Raw genomic sequence first — 16727 nt, 5'->3', positions numbered from 1 at the left:
GTCAGCCGGGTGGCACGAACCAGGACCAGGGCCAGGGCCAGGGCCAGGGCCAGGGCCGGGGCCGGGGCCGGGGCCGGGGAGCGGGGAGCGGGCGTGTTCCGGGTCGCGGGACGGCTCCGTGGTCCTGGCGGCCGGTGTCCGGGCGGGGTGTGGCGGCAGGAGCGGAGCCGTCCGGGCCGCCTGTCGGTCTCGGTGCGGGCCCTGTGGGCGGGGGTTGTTCCAGGGGCGCCGCTGGTTGTGTTCGGGGGTACCCGTCGTTTCGGTGCGTGTCCCGGCGGCAGGGTTGTTCAGGGCCGTGGTTCGTTCCCGTTCTGGGTGGTGGAGTTGAGTGCAGGGCCGTCTGTATGCCGGGTGGCCGTCCGTCGGGTAGCTGTCCGGCCGTACCCGTACCCGGGGCTTTGTGCCGGCCGGGGCCGGGTGGACGGTGGTGGGCAGTGGTGGACAGTCACCGGGCCTGCGGGGGCTGGAGAGTGGACGCCGTTCGGCGGGAGTGTGTGTCCCGTGAAGGCCGCCCGTACCGCATGGACGGGGCTGCGGGCCGGTGTCCGCGGCCGGGACCGGTTCTGCCGCCGGCCCGGCGGCCGGAGTCCCGTACCTGCCTGGCGCTGTCGCGGGCAGGGCCCACCCCCACCCGTACCCGTTCCCGGGCTTGTGCCCGGGTCTTTGCTGTCAGGAGTTTCCGTCATGACGTCCCGCACGCTGCGTACTCTCACCGTGGTGACCGCTGCCGCTTTCCTGTGCGCCACCGCCACCGCCACCGCCACCGCCGCCGCTTATGCCGTGCAGGGCACCGGCCGGCCGGTTCCCGGGGTCGTTGCCGCCTGGGCCCGTGCCTGGAACGGCAGTGATCCCCGGGCCCTGGGCGCGGTGTTCACCGCCGACGGCGTCTACACCGACGAGGCCGTCGGTGTCACCTTCCGCGGCCGTAAGGAGATCGCGGGGTGGAAGGCCCGCGCCGACACCCTCATCGACAACGTCCGTGTCAGCGTCCGTGACACCCGCCTCGAGGGTGACCGCGTCACCGTACGGGCGGTCTACTCCGGCCATCTCAAGGGCGCGCCCAAGCCGTTCGCCGTGCCGATGACGACCCTGCTCGGCCTCGACAGGGGGCACTGCCGGATCGCCTTTGACCAGGACCACTACAGTCTGGCCGAGGTCCTTATCCAGTCCGGCCTGCCTGCGGACTGGACCCCGCCCGCTCCTGGCGCGGCCGCCCGCTGACCGGTTGGCCGGTGACCGGCCGGTCCGGTGATCCGGTGATGAGGCCGGGGAGTTCGCGCATGTCGGTGAAGACGACGGTGGCGGGGCCCGTGAGCCGGTGCGGCGGGGTGAGTCCGCCCGCGTAGGCCAGGGCGCGCATCCCGGCGGCGCGGGCCGCCAGGACACCGGGGAGGCTGTCCTCCACGACCACGCACGCGGCGGGGTCGGCGCCCATCTGCCGTGCCGCGTGCAGGAAGAGGTCGGGGGCGGGCTTGCCGCGGGCGACCTCGGCGGCGCTGAAGATGCGGCCCGCGAAGCGTTCGTAGAGCCCTGTGACACCGAGGGTGTGGCGCATCTTGTCGTGCGAGCCGCTGGAGGCGACGCAGACCGGCAGGGTGATCTCCTCCAGTGCCCCGGGCAGCCCGTCGACCGCTTCCAGCCCGGTGTCCACCGCCTCCCGGTGGCGCCGCAGGAGCTCCTGCCACCAGAGGGCGGCCGTCTGCGGGCCCAGCCGCTGCGCGATCTGTTCGCAGATCGACTCCTTGGAGCGTCCGATGAACCGGTCGACGGCGTCCTCGGGGGTCAGCGGCCAGCCGAGTTCCGCTCCCAGGGCGAGCTGGATGCGCAGGGCGATGCGTTCGGTGTCGACGAGTACCCCGTCGCAGTCGAATATCACGAGTTCGGCCGGCTTGATCATCCCGGCAGGATAAGGCCCCCGCCTCATCCTCCCGGGGCCCGTATCCCTCCCGGGGCCCGCCGTATCCCTTCCGGGGCTGCCGTGTCCTCGCGGGTGCCGCCGTATCCCTTCCGGGGCTGCCGGGTGCGGACAGCCCGCCGTACGCGCCGTACGCGCCTACGTGCCGTCGCGCGCGGTGCGGACCGGACCGGACCGGGCCCGGCGGGCGGGCGGGGGGGCTTCAGTGGGCGGGGTGCCTTCGGGGCCGTGGGGCCGGGGGAGTGCCCGGCCCCAAGCGCCCGGAGTGCAGTGCGAGCCCGGCGGCGACGGCGGCCGCCGCGACAGCCGCCGCCGCGACGGCGGCGGTGGTGGGGCCGGCTGTCAGGAAGCCGTTGCGTGAGTGCCAGGACAGCACCGACCAGCGGGACCGCGCGGACAGCAGCGAGCCCGTGCTGAGCCAGGAGGCGGCGCAGAGCACGGACAGCGACGATCCGACGGAGGCGATCGACAGGACCGAGCCCACCGAGCCGATCGACAGGACTGAGCCTACGGAGCCGATCGACAGGACCGAGTCCTTCGACCAGAGGGAGAGGAAGGAGCCCTCACCGCGGCATCCGGGGTCCGTCCGTGCATGAGATCCGGTCACGGGGTCATCCTGACAGGCGGGAACCCTCAAGGGGGCCGGTACCCGCCGGGCGGCGGCCGCGCGCCGCGCCGTGCGCCGCGCCGCACTGGTCCGGGGAGTTGCGGGGGTTTGCGGGGTGTGCCGCGGGGGTGGGCGGGCGGAGCCGACCGGAATCGAACCGGTGTCCTCGCGATTTTGGAGACCGCGCGCGTCGACCTCTGCGCTACGGCCCCGCCCGTCCCGGGATCCTACCGGTGCCGCTCCCGGCCGCCGCGGCGGCCGGAACAGGCCACCGCCGCCCCGCCCCCGCCCCGCCCCGCAGGCAGCCTCCCCGGTCCGCCCCCGCGCGCCGGGCCCGGCGGTAACCCCTGCCGGTACCGGAGGGGCCGGGGCCGGGCCCGGCGCGCGGGGGCACGCGCCGGCCGGGCGTGGGGTGCTGCGAGAACGGCCGGTTATCGCTCCTGCGCCGGGAACGCGGGGCGTGTTCCCGGCGGTTCACCGGAGGGAACCGGGGCCGGGCCCGCACGACCCGCCCCGACCGGCACCGATGGCAAGGAGAAACCGTGCGCATACTCTTCACCGGACCGGCCGCGGCCGGCCACCTCTTCCCGATGGTCCCGACCGCGCAGGCGTTACGCGCGGCCGGCCACGAGGTGCTGTTCGCGGGCTCGCAGCCCCTCGAACAGCTCCGCGGGGCCGGTTTCCCGATCGTCGAGATCGGTGACGGCCGCAGCATCCGGGATGTCTTCGAGGGGGCCACGGAGCAGGAAGTGCGGTACGTGACCCCGGACATGAGCACGGACCAGATCCTGGACCGGGCGGCCCGCGGTTTCGCGGTGGTCTCCCGTTCGACCGTGGAGGGTCTGCTGGAGGCCGCCGACAGCTGGCGTCCCGACCTGCTGGTCTACGACTCCTTCCAGGCCTCGGCCCCGCTGGTCGCGGCCAAACTCAAGATCCCGTCGGTGGTCCACAACTTCGGTGTCACCTCCGGCCTGGACATGGTCGCCCGGCTCGCCGCCAACTTCACCGAGGCGTACGCGGCGTACGGGGTGGACGGCCCGGCCGTGCCGACCGCGCTGAACGTCGTCCCGGCCTCGCTCGGCGGCGACGCGCAGGGCCTGCGCATGCGCTACGTCCCCTACAACGGCGGCGGCGCCGTCCCCGCCGGCCTGCTCCGGCGCGGCAGCCGCCCGCGGATCGCCGTCACCCTGGGCACCGTCCTCACCGAGCTGGACGGCGTCCGCGCCATCACCGCCCTGACCGGGGCGGCCGCGTCGGTGGACGCCGAGTTCCTGCTCGCCGTCGGCGACGCCGACCTCACCCCGCTCGGCACGCTCCCGGACAACGTCCGCCCGCTGCCCTGGGTCCCGCTCGCCGAGCTGCTGACCACCTGCGACGCGCTGGTCCACCACGGCGGCTCCGGAACCCTCCTCACCGCCCTGCAGGCCGGCCTGCCCCAGCTCCTGCTTCCCCAGGGCGCCGACCACTTCGCCAACGCCGACGCCCTCACCGCCACCGGGGCCGGGCTGCGTTCGGCGTCCCAGGACGTCGACGCCCCGCTCCTGGCCCGTCTGGCCGCCGACCCGGCGCTGCGCGAGGCGGCCGCCCGGCTGCGCGGGCAGAACGCGGCCCTGCCGGCCCCGGCCGCGACGGTCCCCGCCCTGGAGGCCCTGGCCGCCGCCTGAGAACCGCCCGCCCCCGCACCCGGCCGGCGGGCCCGGACGGGCCGCCGGCCGGGTGCGGGGCGGCTCAGCCGCCGGCCAGGGTGCCGGCGAGGAGGGGCAGCAGCCGGTCCCAGTGGCGCTGCAGCCCGGCGGGATCGAAGGCGTCGGTGTCGGACATGGTGAAGCCGTGGACGGTGCCGGGGTAGATCTCCGAGGTGTGGGCGAGCCCCGCGGCGTCCAGGGCCCGGCCGAGTTCACCGAGGGCCTCGGGCGTGATGTCGCTCTCGGCGTGGCCGAGATGGACCCGGGCGGTCAGTCCCGCCAGGAGACGGCGCAGGTCCCCGGGCCCGCCGGCGCCCACGGGGCTGTGGAATCCGGCGACGGCGGCCACCCGGCCGGGGTGCGCCGCTGCGGTCTGCACCGCCAGGAGGCCGCCGATGCAGTACCCGGTCACCGCGACCGGGCCGGGGCCGGCCTCGGGCCGGGCGGTGAGGAACGTGAGGTAGGCGTCGGCGTCACGCAGGACCCGTTCGGTGGTGTGCGCCTCGATCAGGGGCATCAGCTGGGCGAGGAGCGCGGGCCGGTCCTTGTCGGTGATGTGCCCGGGAAGGCCGATCACCGGTGCCGGGCCGTGCCGGTAGAAGAGGTTGGGGACGAGTACGTAGTAGCCGTGCCCGGCCAGTTCGCGGGCCATCTCCCGCACCACGGGCCGGATACCGAAGCCGTCCGGGTACATCAGCACCCCCGGGTGGCGTTGCCGGCCGGCATCGTCGGGGAAGGCGGCGAAGGCGTCGGCCGGGCCGTCCGGCGTGGGAATCGACAGGTTCTGTACGGGCATGAATCCTCCGGTTGCGGTCGTCGTGTGCAGCCTGTGGTCGACACGACGCAGGCGGGGCCCGCGCGGCCGTGGCGGCGCGGCCCCCTCGCCCGTACAGAGGGCGGGACAGAGGGCGGGACAGGGGGCGGACACGGGCACCGGCCCGTCCGGCGCTCAGCGGAGCACCGGGTCACCGATCCGTGTGTGGCGCAATGCCGTCCCGGGAGTCATCTCGCCCACCCTAGCCGCCGGTTGCAGCCGCCCGCGAGAACAATTCCACCCCGGCCCCGCCCTTCGGGCCCGCCCTTCGGGCCCGGCCCCGGCCTCCGCCCCCGGCCGCCCTCCGGGGCCCGGCCTCCCGGCCCGGCCCCGGACACGCCCGCCTCTTACCGGACCCCGCCCCCGCCTCCGGCCGGCGTTCCCGGCCTCGCGGCAGCCGCCCCGCGCCGCGGCCCCGCCCGCCCGCGTCCCGTCCGCACCCTGCCCGCACCCCGCGCACCCCGCCCGCGCGTCCGCATCCCGCACCCCGTCCGGCCGCGCACCCCGCCCGCGCGTTCCGCACCCTGCCCGCCCGCGTCCCGCCCGCACCCTGCCCGCCCGCCCGCACCCTGCCCGCCCACCCGCACCCCGTCCGGCCGCGCACCCTGCCCGCCCGCGTCCCGTCCGCGAGGCCCGCACCCCGCGCACCCCGCCCGCACCCCGCCCGCGTCCCGCCCGCCCGCGTCCCGCCGTGCGTGGCCGTGCGTGGCCGGAACTCGCCCGGGGCGGGTGAACACAGGCCTACGTACTGGTAACTTACGCGAGTTGATCAAGGTCGGGGTGTGGCCGGCCACGCTCCCGGCCGGAGCCACCCCCACCCCATTCAAGGACCCACATTGGCACGCACCGTCCGTACGGCGGCCCCGGCGGCCCTCGTCCCCGCCACGGCCCTCGCCCTCGGCCTCTCCCTCCTCGGCGCCGCCGCCCCGGCGTCCGCCGCGCAAGCCCCCACCCCGCACCTGGACTCGGTCGAGCAGACCCTGCGCCAGGTCTCACCGGGCCTGGAGGGCTCGGTGTGGGAGCGCACCGCAGGCAACCGGCTCGGCTCCTCCGTTCCCGGGGGCGCCGACTGGCTGCTGCAGACCCCCGGCTGCTGGGGCGACGCCGCCTGCACCGACCGGCCCGGCTCGCGCCGCCTCCTGGACAAGACGCGCCAGGACATCGCCGCCGCCCGCGAGACGGTGGACATATCGACGCTGGCGCCCTTCCCCAACGGCGGCTACCAGGACGCGATCGTCGCGGGCCTGAAGGAGGCCGTCGGCCGGGGCGGCCGGCTCAAGGTCCGCATCATGGTGGGCGCCGCGCCCGTCTACCACTCCACGGTGATCCCCTCCTCCTACCGCGACGAACTGCTCGCCAGGCTCGGCCCGGAGGCCGCGGCCGGCATCACCTTGAACGTGGCCTCGATGACCACCTCGAAGACCGCGTTCTCCTGGAACCACTCCAAGCTGGTCGTCGTCGACGGCACCTCGGTGATCACCGGCGGCATCAACAGCTGGAAGGACGACTACCTGGAGACCGCCCACCCCGTCAGCGACGTCGACCTCGCGCTGACCGGGCCCGCCGCCGGCTCCGCGGGCCGCTACCTGGACTCCCTGTGGGACTGGACCTGCCGCAACAAGAGCAGCTGGGCCTCGGTCTGGTTCGCCGCCTCGCCCGGCGCGGACTGCATGCCCTCCCTGCCCCGCCCGGCCGCCCCGGCGGGCGGCGGTGACGTGCCCGCCCTCGCCGTCGGCGGCCTCGGCGTCGGCATCCGCCGCAGCGACCCCGCCTCCGCCTTCAACCCGGTCCTGCCCACCGCCGGCGACACCCGGTGCGGCATCGGCGTGCACGACAACACCAACGCCGACCGCGACTACGACACCGTCAACCCCGAGGAGAGCGCCCTGCGCGCCCTGGTCTCCAGCGCGACCTCCCACATCGAGATCTCCCAGCAGGACGTGCACGCCACCTGCCCGCCGCTGCCCCGCTACGACGTGCGCCTCTACGACGCCCTCGCCGCCAAGCTCGTCTCCGGCGTCAAGGTCCGCATCGTGGTGAGCGACCCGGCCAACCGCGGCACGATCGGCAGCGGCGGCTACTCGCAGATCAAGTCGCTCTCCGAGGTGAGCGACGCGCTGCGCGGCCGCCTGACGGCCCTGACCGGCGACGGCACCCGGGCCCGCACCGCGATGTGCGAGAACCTCCAGCTGGCCACCTTCCGCGCCTCCGACCGGCCCACCTGGGCGGACGGCAAGCCCTACGCCCAGCACCACAAGCTGGTCTCGGTCGACGGATCGGCCTTCTACATCGGCTCCAAGAACCTGTACCCGTCCTGGCTCCAGGACTTCGGGTACGTCGTCGAGAGCCCGGCCGCGGCCCGGCAGCTCACCAGCGACCTGCTGGACCCGCAGTGGCGCTACTCCCAGGCCACCGCGACCCACGACTACACCCGCGGCCTCTGCCAGGGCTGACACCCCCGGCCCCGGCGTTCCGCCGCCCCCGCGGCACCCGCCGCCCCCGCGGCACCCGCCGCCCCCGCGGCACCCGCCGCCCCCGCGGCACCCGCCGCCCCCGCGGCACCCGGCCCCCGCGGCCGGGTGCCGCGGGGGCGGCCCCGTGCCCGCCGCCGGGAATACCGCGGGCGCGCCCCCCGTTCCGGGTATGGTTGAACAGTCAACAATCTTGGAAGGGGATGGGGACTCATGCAGTTCGGGATCTTCACCGTCGGCGACGTCACCGCCGACCCGACGACCGGACGCGTGCCCGGCGAGAACGAACGCATCAAGGCGATGCTCGCCATCGCGCAGAAGGCCGAGGAAGTCGGCCTCGACGTCTTCGCCACCGGCGAGCACCACAACCCGCCCTTCGTCCCCTCCTCACCGACGACGATGCTCGGCTACATCGCCGCCCGCACCGAGCACCTGATCCTGTCCACCTCGACGACGCTGATCACCACCAACGACCCGGTGAAGATCGCCGAGGACTTCGCGATGCTCCAGCACCTCGCGGACGGCCGCGTCGACCTCATGACGGGCCGCGGCAACACCGGACCCGTCTACCCCTGGTTCGGCAAGGACATCCGCGACGGCACCGACCTCGCCGCCGAGAACTACGCCCTGCTGCGCCGCCTGTGGGACGAGGACACCGTCACCTGGCACGGCAGGTTCCGCACCCCGCTGCAGTCCTTCACCTCCACCCCCCGCCCCCTGGACGGCGTCGCGCCCTTCGTCTGGCACGGCTCCATCCGCTCCCCGGAGACCGCCGAACTGGCCGCCTACTACGGCGACGGCTTCTTCCACAACAACATCTTCTGGCCCCCCTCCCACACCGCACAGATGATCAGCCTCTACCGCGAGCGCTACGCCCACCACGGCCACGGCACCCCCGAACAGGCCGTCGTCGGCCTCGGCGGCCAGGTCTTCATGCGCAAGAACTCCCAGGACGCGGTACGCGAGTTCCGCCCCTACTTCGACAACGCGCCCGTCTACGGCCACGGCCCGTCCCTGGAGGAGTTCACCTCACAGACCCCGCTGACCGTCGGCTCGCCGCAGCAGGTCATCGAACGCACCCTGTCCTTCCGCGACTACGCCGGCGACTACCAGCGCCAGCTGTTCCTCATGGACCACGCCGGCCTGCCCCTGAAGACCGTCCTGGAACAGCTCGACCTGCTCGGCGAGGAGGTCGTACCAATCCTGCGCAAGGAGTTCGCGAACCTGCGCCCCGCCGGCGTACCGGACGCGCCCACCCACCCGGCCCGCGTCGCAGCCGCCCGGCAGACCCCGGCGGGGGACAGGCGGGCCTGAGCCCCGCCGGGGCCTGCCGGCGGAAAGGCACGGGCCCCCGGGGCGCGGCGGCTGACGCCCCGCCCGCCCCTCACACCCCCGCCACGGCACCCCGGGGCGGGACGGCGCACGCCGGGGCGGCGCCGGGGCGGGCCGGGTCAGCGGTCCCGGTCCAGGAGCAGCGGCAGGTCGTTGCGGGTGGTGACGCCGAGCTTGGGGAAGGCCCGGTAGAGGTGGTGGCCGACCGTGCGGGGGCTCAGGAAGAGCCGGGCGGCGATCTGACGGTTGGTGGCACCCGTGGCGGCGAGCCGCACGACTTCCCGTTCCTGCGGGCTGAGCCGGTCCAGCAGCTCGTCCCGGCGCCCCGCGGGATCCAGCGTCTCACCGCAGGCCTGGAGTTCGGTGCGGGCCCGTGACGCCCAGGCCCGGGCACCGAGCCCCTCGAACGTCTCCAGGGCACTGCGAAGACGGCCGCGGGCATCGCTGCGGCGCCGTTCACGGCGCAGCCACTCCCCGTACAGCAGCTCGGTACGGGCCCGCTCGAACGGCTGGGCCGTGCCCTCCTCGTGCAGCCGCAGCGCGGCCGTGAAGTGCTCCCCGGCCCCGGCGCCCGAAGAGGTCAGCGCCTGGCAGCGGCGGGCCAGGGCCCAGGCCGCCGGCTGCTGCGCGGCCCCGGCCCACCGCGTCATGACCGCGACCGCGTGCGCCGCGCGCTCCACCTGCCCGGCCCGGACCGCCGCCTCGACCAGATCGGGAAGGAGGAAGGCGGTCAGGACCGGATGCCCCGCCCGGTCCCTGGCCGCCTCCAGGCGGGCGAGCGCGCTCCCGGCGTCCCCGGCGCCGAGGTCGAGCAGGCCCAGGGCCCGCAGTGCGTGGGCGGCGGCCAGTCCGATGCCGTGGGCGTCGGCGTGCTCCAGAGCCGCCTCGCCCAGGCCGGTGCACCGCTCGTGATCGCCTTGCAGCGCGGCCAGCGTCGCCAGGGTCGCCCGCAGGTACGTCTCCCGGTGCCGGCGGCCGAACTGCCCGGCGACGGCCAGCCCTTCCTCGGCGGCGGCCCGGGCCTCCTCGTGGAGCCCCAGCGACAGCCGGGCCTCGGCGAGCAGGTGCAGCGAGGTGTGGAGCCAGCCGACCACGTCCTGGGTCCGGCAGTCGCGCACACAGGTGGCGGCGGTGTCGAGCGCGGCGCGGTGATCGGCGAAGAGCAGGCCGTGCACCCCGGCCAGGATCCGCTCGGCGAACCCGTCCTCCCCCTCCCCGTCCCCGTGTCCCGCGTGCGGCAGCTCCGCTGCCCCCGTCCCCGGCCCCGGCCCCGTCCCCGGCCCCGGCGCCGGCTCCCGGACCGCGTCGAGGGGGCCGGTCATCGCCCGGGCCATCGCGTACTGCGGGGAGTCGGGGAGGCGGGCGGCGACATCGGCCAGCAGCCGGCGGTCTCCCGAGGACTGCGCGCTCTGGACCGCCTCGGTCAGCACCGGGGCCAGGTCGGCGCACTGCCCGATCCGGTCCGCGCACTCCAGCAGGATGCGGGCGGCCCGGCCCGGTGACCCGCGGTCGAGCTCGACGATGGCCCGGACCCGGGCGAGGTCGGCGAGCATCCGCGGGTCCAGGGCGAGCGCGTTGATGTGGTCGGTGAGGGCCGCGGTGCGGTGGAACTGCCCGGCCTCGGCCGAGGTGATGGCCGCGGCGGCCAGCAGCTGGGCACGGGCGGCGGGGTCCGCGGTCAGCTGCGCCGCCCGTTCGTACGCCGCCGAGGCCGAGGCCGTCCCCTGCCGGCCGCCCGCCCGCTCGGCGACACCGACCATCTCGGCGGCGACGGCCTCGTCGGCGCCGGTCGTGGCGGCCGCCAGGTGCCAGGCCCTGCGGTCGGCGTGCTGGCCGGCGCCCCGGTCCCCGGTGAGCGCGTCGGCCAGCGCCCGGTGGGCCGCCAGACGCCGCGCCAGGGCCGCGTCCTGATAGGTCGCCGACCGGATGAGGGGGTGGCGGAAGGCCAGGGTGTGCTCGCTCAGCAGGACCAGCGTGGCGTCCTCGGCCGGCTCCAGGTCCTCCAGCGCGGCACCGAAACGGGCCGACGCCCGCAGCACCAGATCGAGGTCGCCGGAGTCGTCGGCCGCGGCCACCAGCAGCATCGCCCGGGTCGCGTCGGGCAGCCGGCGGATCTGGGCCTGGAAAGCCTCCTGGATCCGGCTGGAGGGCGAGGACAGCCCGGCCGGAAGAGCGACGGGGTTCAGCTGCCCGCCGCGCTGCTCGGCCGTGAGCGACGCCGGCAGCTCCAGCAGGGCCAGCGGGTTGCCCTGCGCCTGCTCGACGATCTGCTCCCGCGCATACGGCGACAGGGCGACCACCCGGTCGGTGAGAAGGGCGTCGACGGCCGCGGAATCGAGCCCCCGCAGCAGAAGCTGCGGCAAGCCGCCGATATGCCCCCCGGGCACACCGTCACGGACCGCGAACAGCATCACCACACCCTCACGGTGCAGCCGCCGGGCCGCGAACACCAGAGCGTCCAGCGACGCCCGGTCCAGCCACTGGGAGTCGTCCACCACACACAGCAGAGGACCGCCGCCCGCGGCCTGCGACAGGATCGCCAGCACCGCCGTCCCCAGGGCGAACCGGTCCCGCACCGCCTCACCCGACACCCCGAACGCCGCGCTCAGCGCCGCGGCCTGCGGCCGCGGCAGCCGCTCCAGCAGCGAGGCGACGGGCCACAGCAACTGGTGCAGGCCACCGAAGGCCAGCTCCATCTCCGACTCGATCCCCACGGTCCGCAGCACCCGCCCCGGACCCGCCAACCCCCTCGCGTACTCCAGCAGCGCCGTCTTGCCCATCCCGGCCTCACCATGGATCACCAGCGCACCGCTCGCCCCGCCCGCACCGTCGCCGTCGCCGGCTCCGGCACGCACAAGCATCCGCCGTATCCGGTCCTGCTCGGTCCCCCGCCCGTAAAGCATGGGGCCAACCTACCTAACGCCCCCGCGTTCGTGATCAATGCGTTAAGTCACGCCTACCGATGTGCCGGCCCGTCAGACCCCCGTAACTTTCCGGGAGTCAGCCCCCGCCGATCACCGGAGCCGCCGCCTTGTCCGAGCACATCCACCTCGTCCCCCTCCACCACGTGTCGGTCACCGACGCCGCCGCCTGGCACCGGGTCGTCGCCGCCTCCGCGGCCCACGACACACCGGGAACGCCCCCTCCGGAACCCGCCAGCATCCACGCCCGGCTCACCACGCCCGCCCTGGACAGCCACCGGCTGACCTGGCTGGCCACCGGAGCCGACGGCGCCGCGGTCGCGGTCGCGGCCCTGCGGCTGTTCACCTCCCCGGGCCGGGACCACCTGGCCGAACTGGAACTCCACGTCGACCCCGCGCACCGGCGCCGGGGAACCGGCTCCCGCCTGCTGTCCGCCGCCGTGGCGGCATGCCGCACCGAGAGCCGGCGCAGCCTGGTCGCCGCAGCGGCGGCCGACGGCCCCGGCGAGGCCTTCTGCCGGCGCTGGGGATTCCGCCCGGCGATGACCCTGGACCACCTCCTGCTGCGCCTCGGGGACACCGACGGGCCCGCCCACCGCCCGCCGGCCGACGGCGGACCCCCCGGCTACCGGCTGACCGGCTGGACCGGCACCGTCCCCGACGGCCTCGCCGACGCCTTCGCCCTGGCCAAGAACGCGATGAACGACATGCCCCTGGGCGACCTGGACTACGGCCACGAGGCCTGGGACGCCGCCCGCGTCCGCGCCATGGCCGAGGCGGTCGCCGGCCGCGGCGACACCCTGCTGACCGTCGCCGCCCTCCACGACGACGGCACCATGGCCGGCTACACCGAGATCGTGCTCCCCCCGGGAACACCGGCCCGCGCCCAGCAGTACGACACGGCCGTCGTCCCCGCCCACCGCGGCCACGGACTGGGCCTGTGGGTCAAGGCCGCCATGGTGCGCAGGCTGCGCGCCGAGCACCCCGGCGTCACCGAGATCGAGACCGACAACGCCGAGGACAACCTCCACATGCTCGCCGTCAACCACCGGCTCGGGTACCGCACCCACCGGCGCACCCGCGAGTTCCAGCTCGGCCTGCCCGCGACCTGACCCCGCACCCGTACCCGCCGCAGCACCCGTACCCGCATGAACCCCCTTACCGGCACCCGCATCCGCACAGAAGAAGCGAGAACCGCTTGCGCAAGCTGACCTGCTACATCTCCGCCACCCTCGACCGGGCCGCCCAGCGGTTCGACACCCCCGCCGCCAACCGCCGCCCCGCCGTCCTCGGCTACGGCATCCCCCTCCTCGACCGCCCCGGCACCCCCGCGAACCCCGCCCGCACCCCCGCCCCGGCCTTCGACTGCGGCCTCACCGTCAACCACTTCTCCAGGGGGCTGTCGTGAACGCCACCGCCTCCACCCCCGCCCCGGCCGAGACGGCGACCCACAGGAAGAAGAGCGACCGCATGCGTGTGCTGCTGGTGGCGTACGGCTCGCGCGGGGACATCGAGCCGATGCTCGCACTCGCCGCGCGGCTGCAGGAGTCGGGCGCCGAAGTACGGATGTGCGCGCCGCCGGACTTCGCCGGGCCGGCCGAGGACGCCGGTGTCCCGCTGACACCCATCGGCCGGCCGGTGCGCGAGATGGTCAGGGGAGCGGTGACCGGGACGGCGCCGATGCCGGCGCAGGGGCTGCCCGAGCGGGCGGCCCGGCTGGTCGCCACGACGTACGAGGCGGTCGCCACGGCGGCCCGGGGGTGCGACGTGATGGTGGCGACCGGCCTGTTCCCGGCCGCGGCCGGCGCGCGGTCGGTGGCCGAGGAACTGGGCATCCCCTACGTGTTCGTGGCCTGCTTCCCGACCTACCTGCCCTCCCCGCACCACGCTCCGCTGGCGCGGCCGGGCCACCCCCTCCCGCCGCAGGCGAGCGACAACCGGGCGCTGTGGGACCTGGACGCCGAGAACCTGAACGCGCTGTTCGGCACCGGGCTCAACGCCCACCGGGCCACGGTCGGCCTGCCGCCCGTGGACGACTTCCGCGACTACGTCCTCACCAGCCGGCCGTGGCTGGCGGCGGACCCGGCCCTGGGCCCGTGGAAGGAGCCGGCCGACCTCGACGTCGTGCAGACCGGAGCGTGGCTCAGGCCGGGCGGACGCCCGCTCCCGGCCGGCCTCCAGGCGTTCCTCGACGCCGGCACACCGCCGGTGTACGTGGGCTTCGGCAGCATCCCCGTCCGCGACGCGCAGGGCGTCGCCCGGGCGGCCGTCGAGGCCGTCCGCGCACAGGGCCACCGCGTGCTCCTGTCCGGCGGCTGGGCCGAACTGGCCCCGGTCGACGACCAGGACGACTGCTTCCGTGTCGGGGAGGCCGACCACCACACCCTCTTCCCCCGGGTGGCGGCCGTCGTCCACCACGGAGGCGCGGGCACCACGACCACGGCCGCCCTGGCCGGCACCCCGCAGGTGGTGGTACCGCAGATGGCCGACCAGCCGTACTGGGCCGCCCGCGTCGCCGAGCTGGGCATCGGCGCGGCGCACGACGGAGCGGACCCGACCCGCGAGACCCTGTCGGCCGCACTCGCAACGGCCCTGGACCCCAGGACCCGGGCACGCGCGAAGGCCGTGGCCGGCCTCGTCCGCACGGACGGGGCGACGGCCGCCGCGCAACTGCTGCTCGGCACCGCCGGCTGACAGACCCCGCCCGCACGCCGCACGGACGCGGCAGGCACGGAAGCGGAAGCGCCCCGGTACGGAGCGCGGCCGCGTCCGGCCTGGGGGGTGTCCTGCCGGTCAGGGCGGATCAGGGAGCGGCGCCCGGCACCGCGCCCCGCCGCGCTGCCCCCGGTCGGCGACGCTCCGCGTCGCCTCCCTCGCCCTGCGATGCTTCCCTCGGCCCTGGCGGGCCTGGGGAGACCCCACGGCACCGGCCACCGCTCCCTGATCCGCCCTGACCGGCAGGACACCCCCTGGGGCATTCCCGGATCCCCGGCACCCTCCCGCGCCGCCCGGGCCCGCCGCCCGCCCCTTTCCCCGCCGCCGCTACCCTGCGCAGGCGGCGCGGGAGCCGCGGGAGGCCCGCGCGGTGCGGGCACCCGGACACCGAAGCGGAATCCGACCCGGGGCACGCGCACCACCAAGGACACCCCCATGACGTGGCAGTGGACCGGCCTGGCCGTCTTCTCCCTCACCCTGCTGCCCGCGGCGGCGGCGACGATCGCCGACCGGGTGCCGCGCCGCCTGCGCAGGAGGCCGGCGCCCGTGCGCCCGCGCGGCTGGGCCTCCTGCTGATCTGCGCCACCGCCCCCGTCAACGCCCTGCCCCGCCTCGCCGGGGCCTCGCCCGGCCTCACCCTGGCCTGTACCGCCGCGGGCGGCGGCCTCGCGGTGGCCGGGTGCCTGGTGCTGGGTGCCGCCGTCCTCTGGCGCCCGCGCCGCGCCCCGGCCGCGCCCCCGGAAGGGGCCTGGCGCCCGGCCCCGCCCGCGGCCGCCGGGCTGGCCGGAGCCGCGGGCCGTACGCGACGTGCCCCGTCACAGGCCTGTGACAGTCGGCGGACCGCCCCGTGAAGTCCCGCGGCCAGGCTCTTAACAAGAGGGCAAAGCGGACATTCCGTCTTTGTTCTCGGGAACCCCCCACCGCCTCCCGCTCTGGAGAACTCCTCATGGCCCGCACTTCCCGGAAGCAGCGTTTCGCGATGTTCACCGTTTCGGCCGCGCTCGTCACAGGAGGCGCACTGGTCCCCACCAGCGCATTCGCCGCCCAGACCACGCCGCACACCGAGGCGGCCGCGTTCGCGTCCGGTCACGGCGACCACACGAAGAGCGACCACCGAAACACGGCCGACCACCACGAGCACGGCGGCAAGGACAGGTCGAAGGGCAGGAAGAACAAGAAGCCCCGGGACGTGGAGAACATGCCGGGCTGCAAGTTCTACCAGGGCAAGGTCTACTGCGAGCACAAGCCCGACACCCCCAAGCCCGCCCCGGCCGGCCCGAAGCCCGCCCCGGCCCCGGACGCCGCCGACCGGGAGAACCCGGACCGGGTCCCGGCTCCCGGCGCGGACGGGTTCGGCATCGAACTGGGACTCTGACCCGCGGTCCGCCCGCCGCGGCCCTCCACCCCGGCGGGGTACGGCGCCGCGCACCAGCACCCTGCGCCGCCTCCGGCCCCCTCCGGCCGCACCCGGCCGGCCGGCCCGGGCCCGGCGCTCTCCGCCCGCGGCCCGGCCCGGAGAATGCCGCGGTATGAACTCCCAGTCACCGCCGGGCCCTTCACGCCGGGCGCTCCGCGTCCTGCGGCGCTACCCGCGCCGGGCGCCGCTGACCCTCGCCTACCTCTGCCTGCTCCTGGCCGGCCACGCCTGGACCGGCCACGTGCTGTCCGCCGACCGGGCGGCCGCCGTGCTGGGACACCTCAGCACCAACCTGGACAACCTGCGGGATCATCCGCTGTCCGCGCTCCTCGGCAGCGCGCTGTTCTTCGACGGCACCCTCACCGACGTCACCTCGACCGGCTTCGCGGGCACCCTGATCACCCTGGGCCTGGGAGTCTGCTGCTTCCTGGCCTGGACCGAGCACCGCTGGGGAAAGACGCGCGCCGTGGCCGTGTTTCTCGGCGGGCATGTCGCGGCCACCCTGCTCACCGCCGCCGTCATCACCGTCGCCCTGCGCCACGGCCGCTACCCCGAGGACGTGCGGCACGCCCTGGACTACGGGGTCAGTTACGGCGCCCAGACCGTGCTGGCGCTCGGCACGCTCGCCCTGCCCCGCCGGGGCCGCCTGCCCTGGGCCGTCTTCGTCCTCGCCTGGCCGCTCGGCGGCGCCGAGTGGAGCGGGCCGCTGCCGGACTTCACCACGATCGGCCACCTCACGGCGGCGGCCCTCGGCTTCGCCCTGCTGGCCGTCCCGGCCTTCAGACGGCGGCCGGTCCGCGCCACCCGGCTCTCCTCCACCGCGAGCTGAGCCCGGGTCACCCGGGCGGCG

14 protein-coding genes and 1 tRNA gene are annotated in these 16727 nt (G+C 75.8%); 10 read left to right on the top strand and 5 right to left on the bottom strand.

Annotated features, from left to right (window positions below):
* Positions 1-684: 684 nt before the first annotated feature.
* Entirely contained in the window at positions 685-1221 is a 537-nt protein-coding gene (locus Sspor_RS01945) for a nuclear transport factor 2 family protein (protein ID WP_202197422.1), read from the top strand.
* Here Sspor_RS01945 and Sspor_RS01940 read toward each other — a convergent pair.
* The 3 genes from Sspor_RS01940 to Sspor_RS01930 form a co-directional block, all read right to left on the bottom strand.
* On the bottom strand, positions 1160-1897 hold the full coding sequence (locus Sspor_RS01940; protein WP_202197421.1) for an HAD family hydrolase: 738 nt from the start codon (positions 1895-1897) through the stop codon (positions 1160-1162). The two genes, Sspor_RS01945 and Sspor_RS01940, sit on opposite strands and share 62 nt — an antisense overlap.
* Before the next feature lie 220 nt (positions 1898-2117).
* Positions 2118-2522, bottom strand: a complete 405-nt coding sequence (locus tag Sspor_RS01935; protein ID WP_237403603.1) for a hypothetical protein — start codon at positions 2520-2522, stop codon at positions 2118-2120.
* A 137-nt stretch (positions 2523-2659) separates the two neighbouring features.
* Positions 2660-2734, bottom strand: a tRNA-Trp gene (locus tag Sspor_RS01930).
* A gap of 330 nt (positions 2735-3064) precedes the next feature.
* Here Sspor_RS01930 and Sspor_RS01925 point away from each other — a divergent pair.
* Entirely contained in the window at positions 3065-4186 is a 1122-nt protein-coding gene (locus tag Sspor_RS01925; protein ID WP_202197420.1) for a nucleotide disphospho-sugar-binding domain-containing protein, read from the top strand.
* Positions 4187-4250: 64 nt separating this feature from the next.
* Here Sspor_RS01925 and Sspor_RS01920 read toward each other — a convergent pair whose 3' ends face one another.
* Positions 4251-5003, bottom strand: coding sequence for a dienelactone hydrolase family protein (locus tag Sspor_RS01920; protein ID WP_202197419.1), 753 nt, complete (start codon positions 5001-5003; stop codon positions 4251-4253).
* A gap of 854 nt (positions 5004-5857) precedes the next feature.
* Here Sspor_RS01920 and Sspor_RS01915 point away from each other — a divergent pair.
* Complete coding sequence (locus Sspor_RS01915; RefSeq protein ID WP_202197418.1) at positions 5858-7474, top strand: phospholipase D-like domain-containing protein; 1617 nt, start codon at positions 5858-5860, stop codon at positions 7472-7474.
* Positions 7475-7705: 231 nt separating this feature from the next.
* Positions 7706-8806, top strand: a complete 1101-nt coding sequence (locus tag Sspor_RS01910; RefSeq protein WP_202197417.1) for an LLM class flavin-dependent oxidoreductase — start codon at positions 7706-7708, stop codon at positions 8804-8806.
* Positions 8807-8943: 137 nt separating this feature from the next.
* On the opposite strand, the gene Sspor_RS01905 is transcribed toward Sspor_RS01910, so the two are convergent.
* Positions 8944-11727 (bottom strand): AAA family ATPase, encoded by a 2784-nt coding sequence (locus Sspor_RS01905; protein ID WP_202197416.1) that lies wholly within the window; start codon positions 11725-11727, stop codon positions 8944-8946.
* Between the two features lie 128 nt (positions 11728-11855).
* Between Sspor_RS01905 and Sspor_RS01900 the strand changes: the two genes are divergently transcribed.
* The 6 genes from Sspor_RS01900 (at position 11856) to Sspor_RS01875 (ending at position 16706) form a co-directional block, all read left to right on the top strand.
* Positions 11856-12857, top strand: a complete 1002-nt coding sequence (locus Sspor_RS01900) for a GNAT family N-acetyltransferase (RefSeq protein ID WP_237403602.1) — start codon at positions 11856-11858, stop codon at positions 12855-12857.
* An 86-nt stretch (positions 12858-12943) separates the two neighbouring features.
* Positions 12944-13153: a hypothetical protein gene (locus tag Sspor_RS01895; RefSeq protein WP_202197415.1), complete on the top strand. Its 210-nt coding sequence runs from the start codon at positions 12944-12946 to the stop codon at positions 13151-13153.
* Between the two features lie 62 nt (positions 13154-13215).
* Complete coding sequence (locus Sspor_RS01890; protein WP_202197523.1) at positions 13216-14439, top strand: glycosyltransferase; 1224 nt, start codon at positions 13216-13218, stop codon at positions 14437-14439.
* A 456-nt stretch (positions 14440-14895) separates the two neighbouring features.
* A complete protein-coding gene (locus Sspor_RS01885; RefSeq protein ID WP_202197414.1) occupies positions 14896-15036 on the top strand; it encodes a hypothetical protein in 141 nt (46 codons plus the stop codon).
* Positions 15037-15406: 370 nt separating this feature from the next.
* Positions 15407-15835 (top strand): hypothetical protein, encoded by a 429-nt coding sequence (locus Sspor_RS01880; RefSeq protein ID WP_202197413.1) that lies wholly within the window; start codon positions 15407-15409, stop codon positions 15833-15835.
* Positions 15836-15989: 154 nt separating this feature from the next.
* Positions 15990-16706: a rhomboid-like protein gene (locus Sspor_RS01875; RefSeq protein WP_202197412.1), complete on the top strand. Its 717-nt coding sequence runs from the start codon at positions 15990-15992 to the stop codon at positions 16704-16706.
* Positions 16707-16727 lie beyond the last annotated feature (21 nt).

The organism is Streptomyces spororaveus, from assembly GCF_016755875.1.
Lineage (GTDB): Bacteria > Actinomycetota > Actinomycetes > Streptomycetales > Streptomycetaceae > Streptomyces > Streptomyces spororaveus.
The sequence above is the reverse complement of the archived record's forward strand: the minus strand, read 5'-3'. Positions and strand labels throughout refer to the sequence as shown.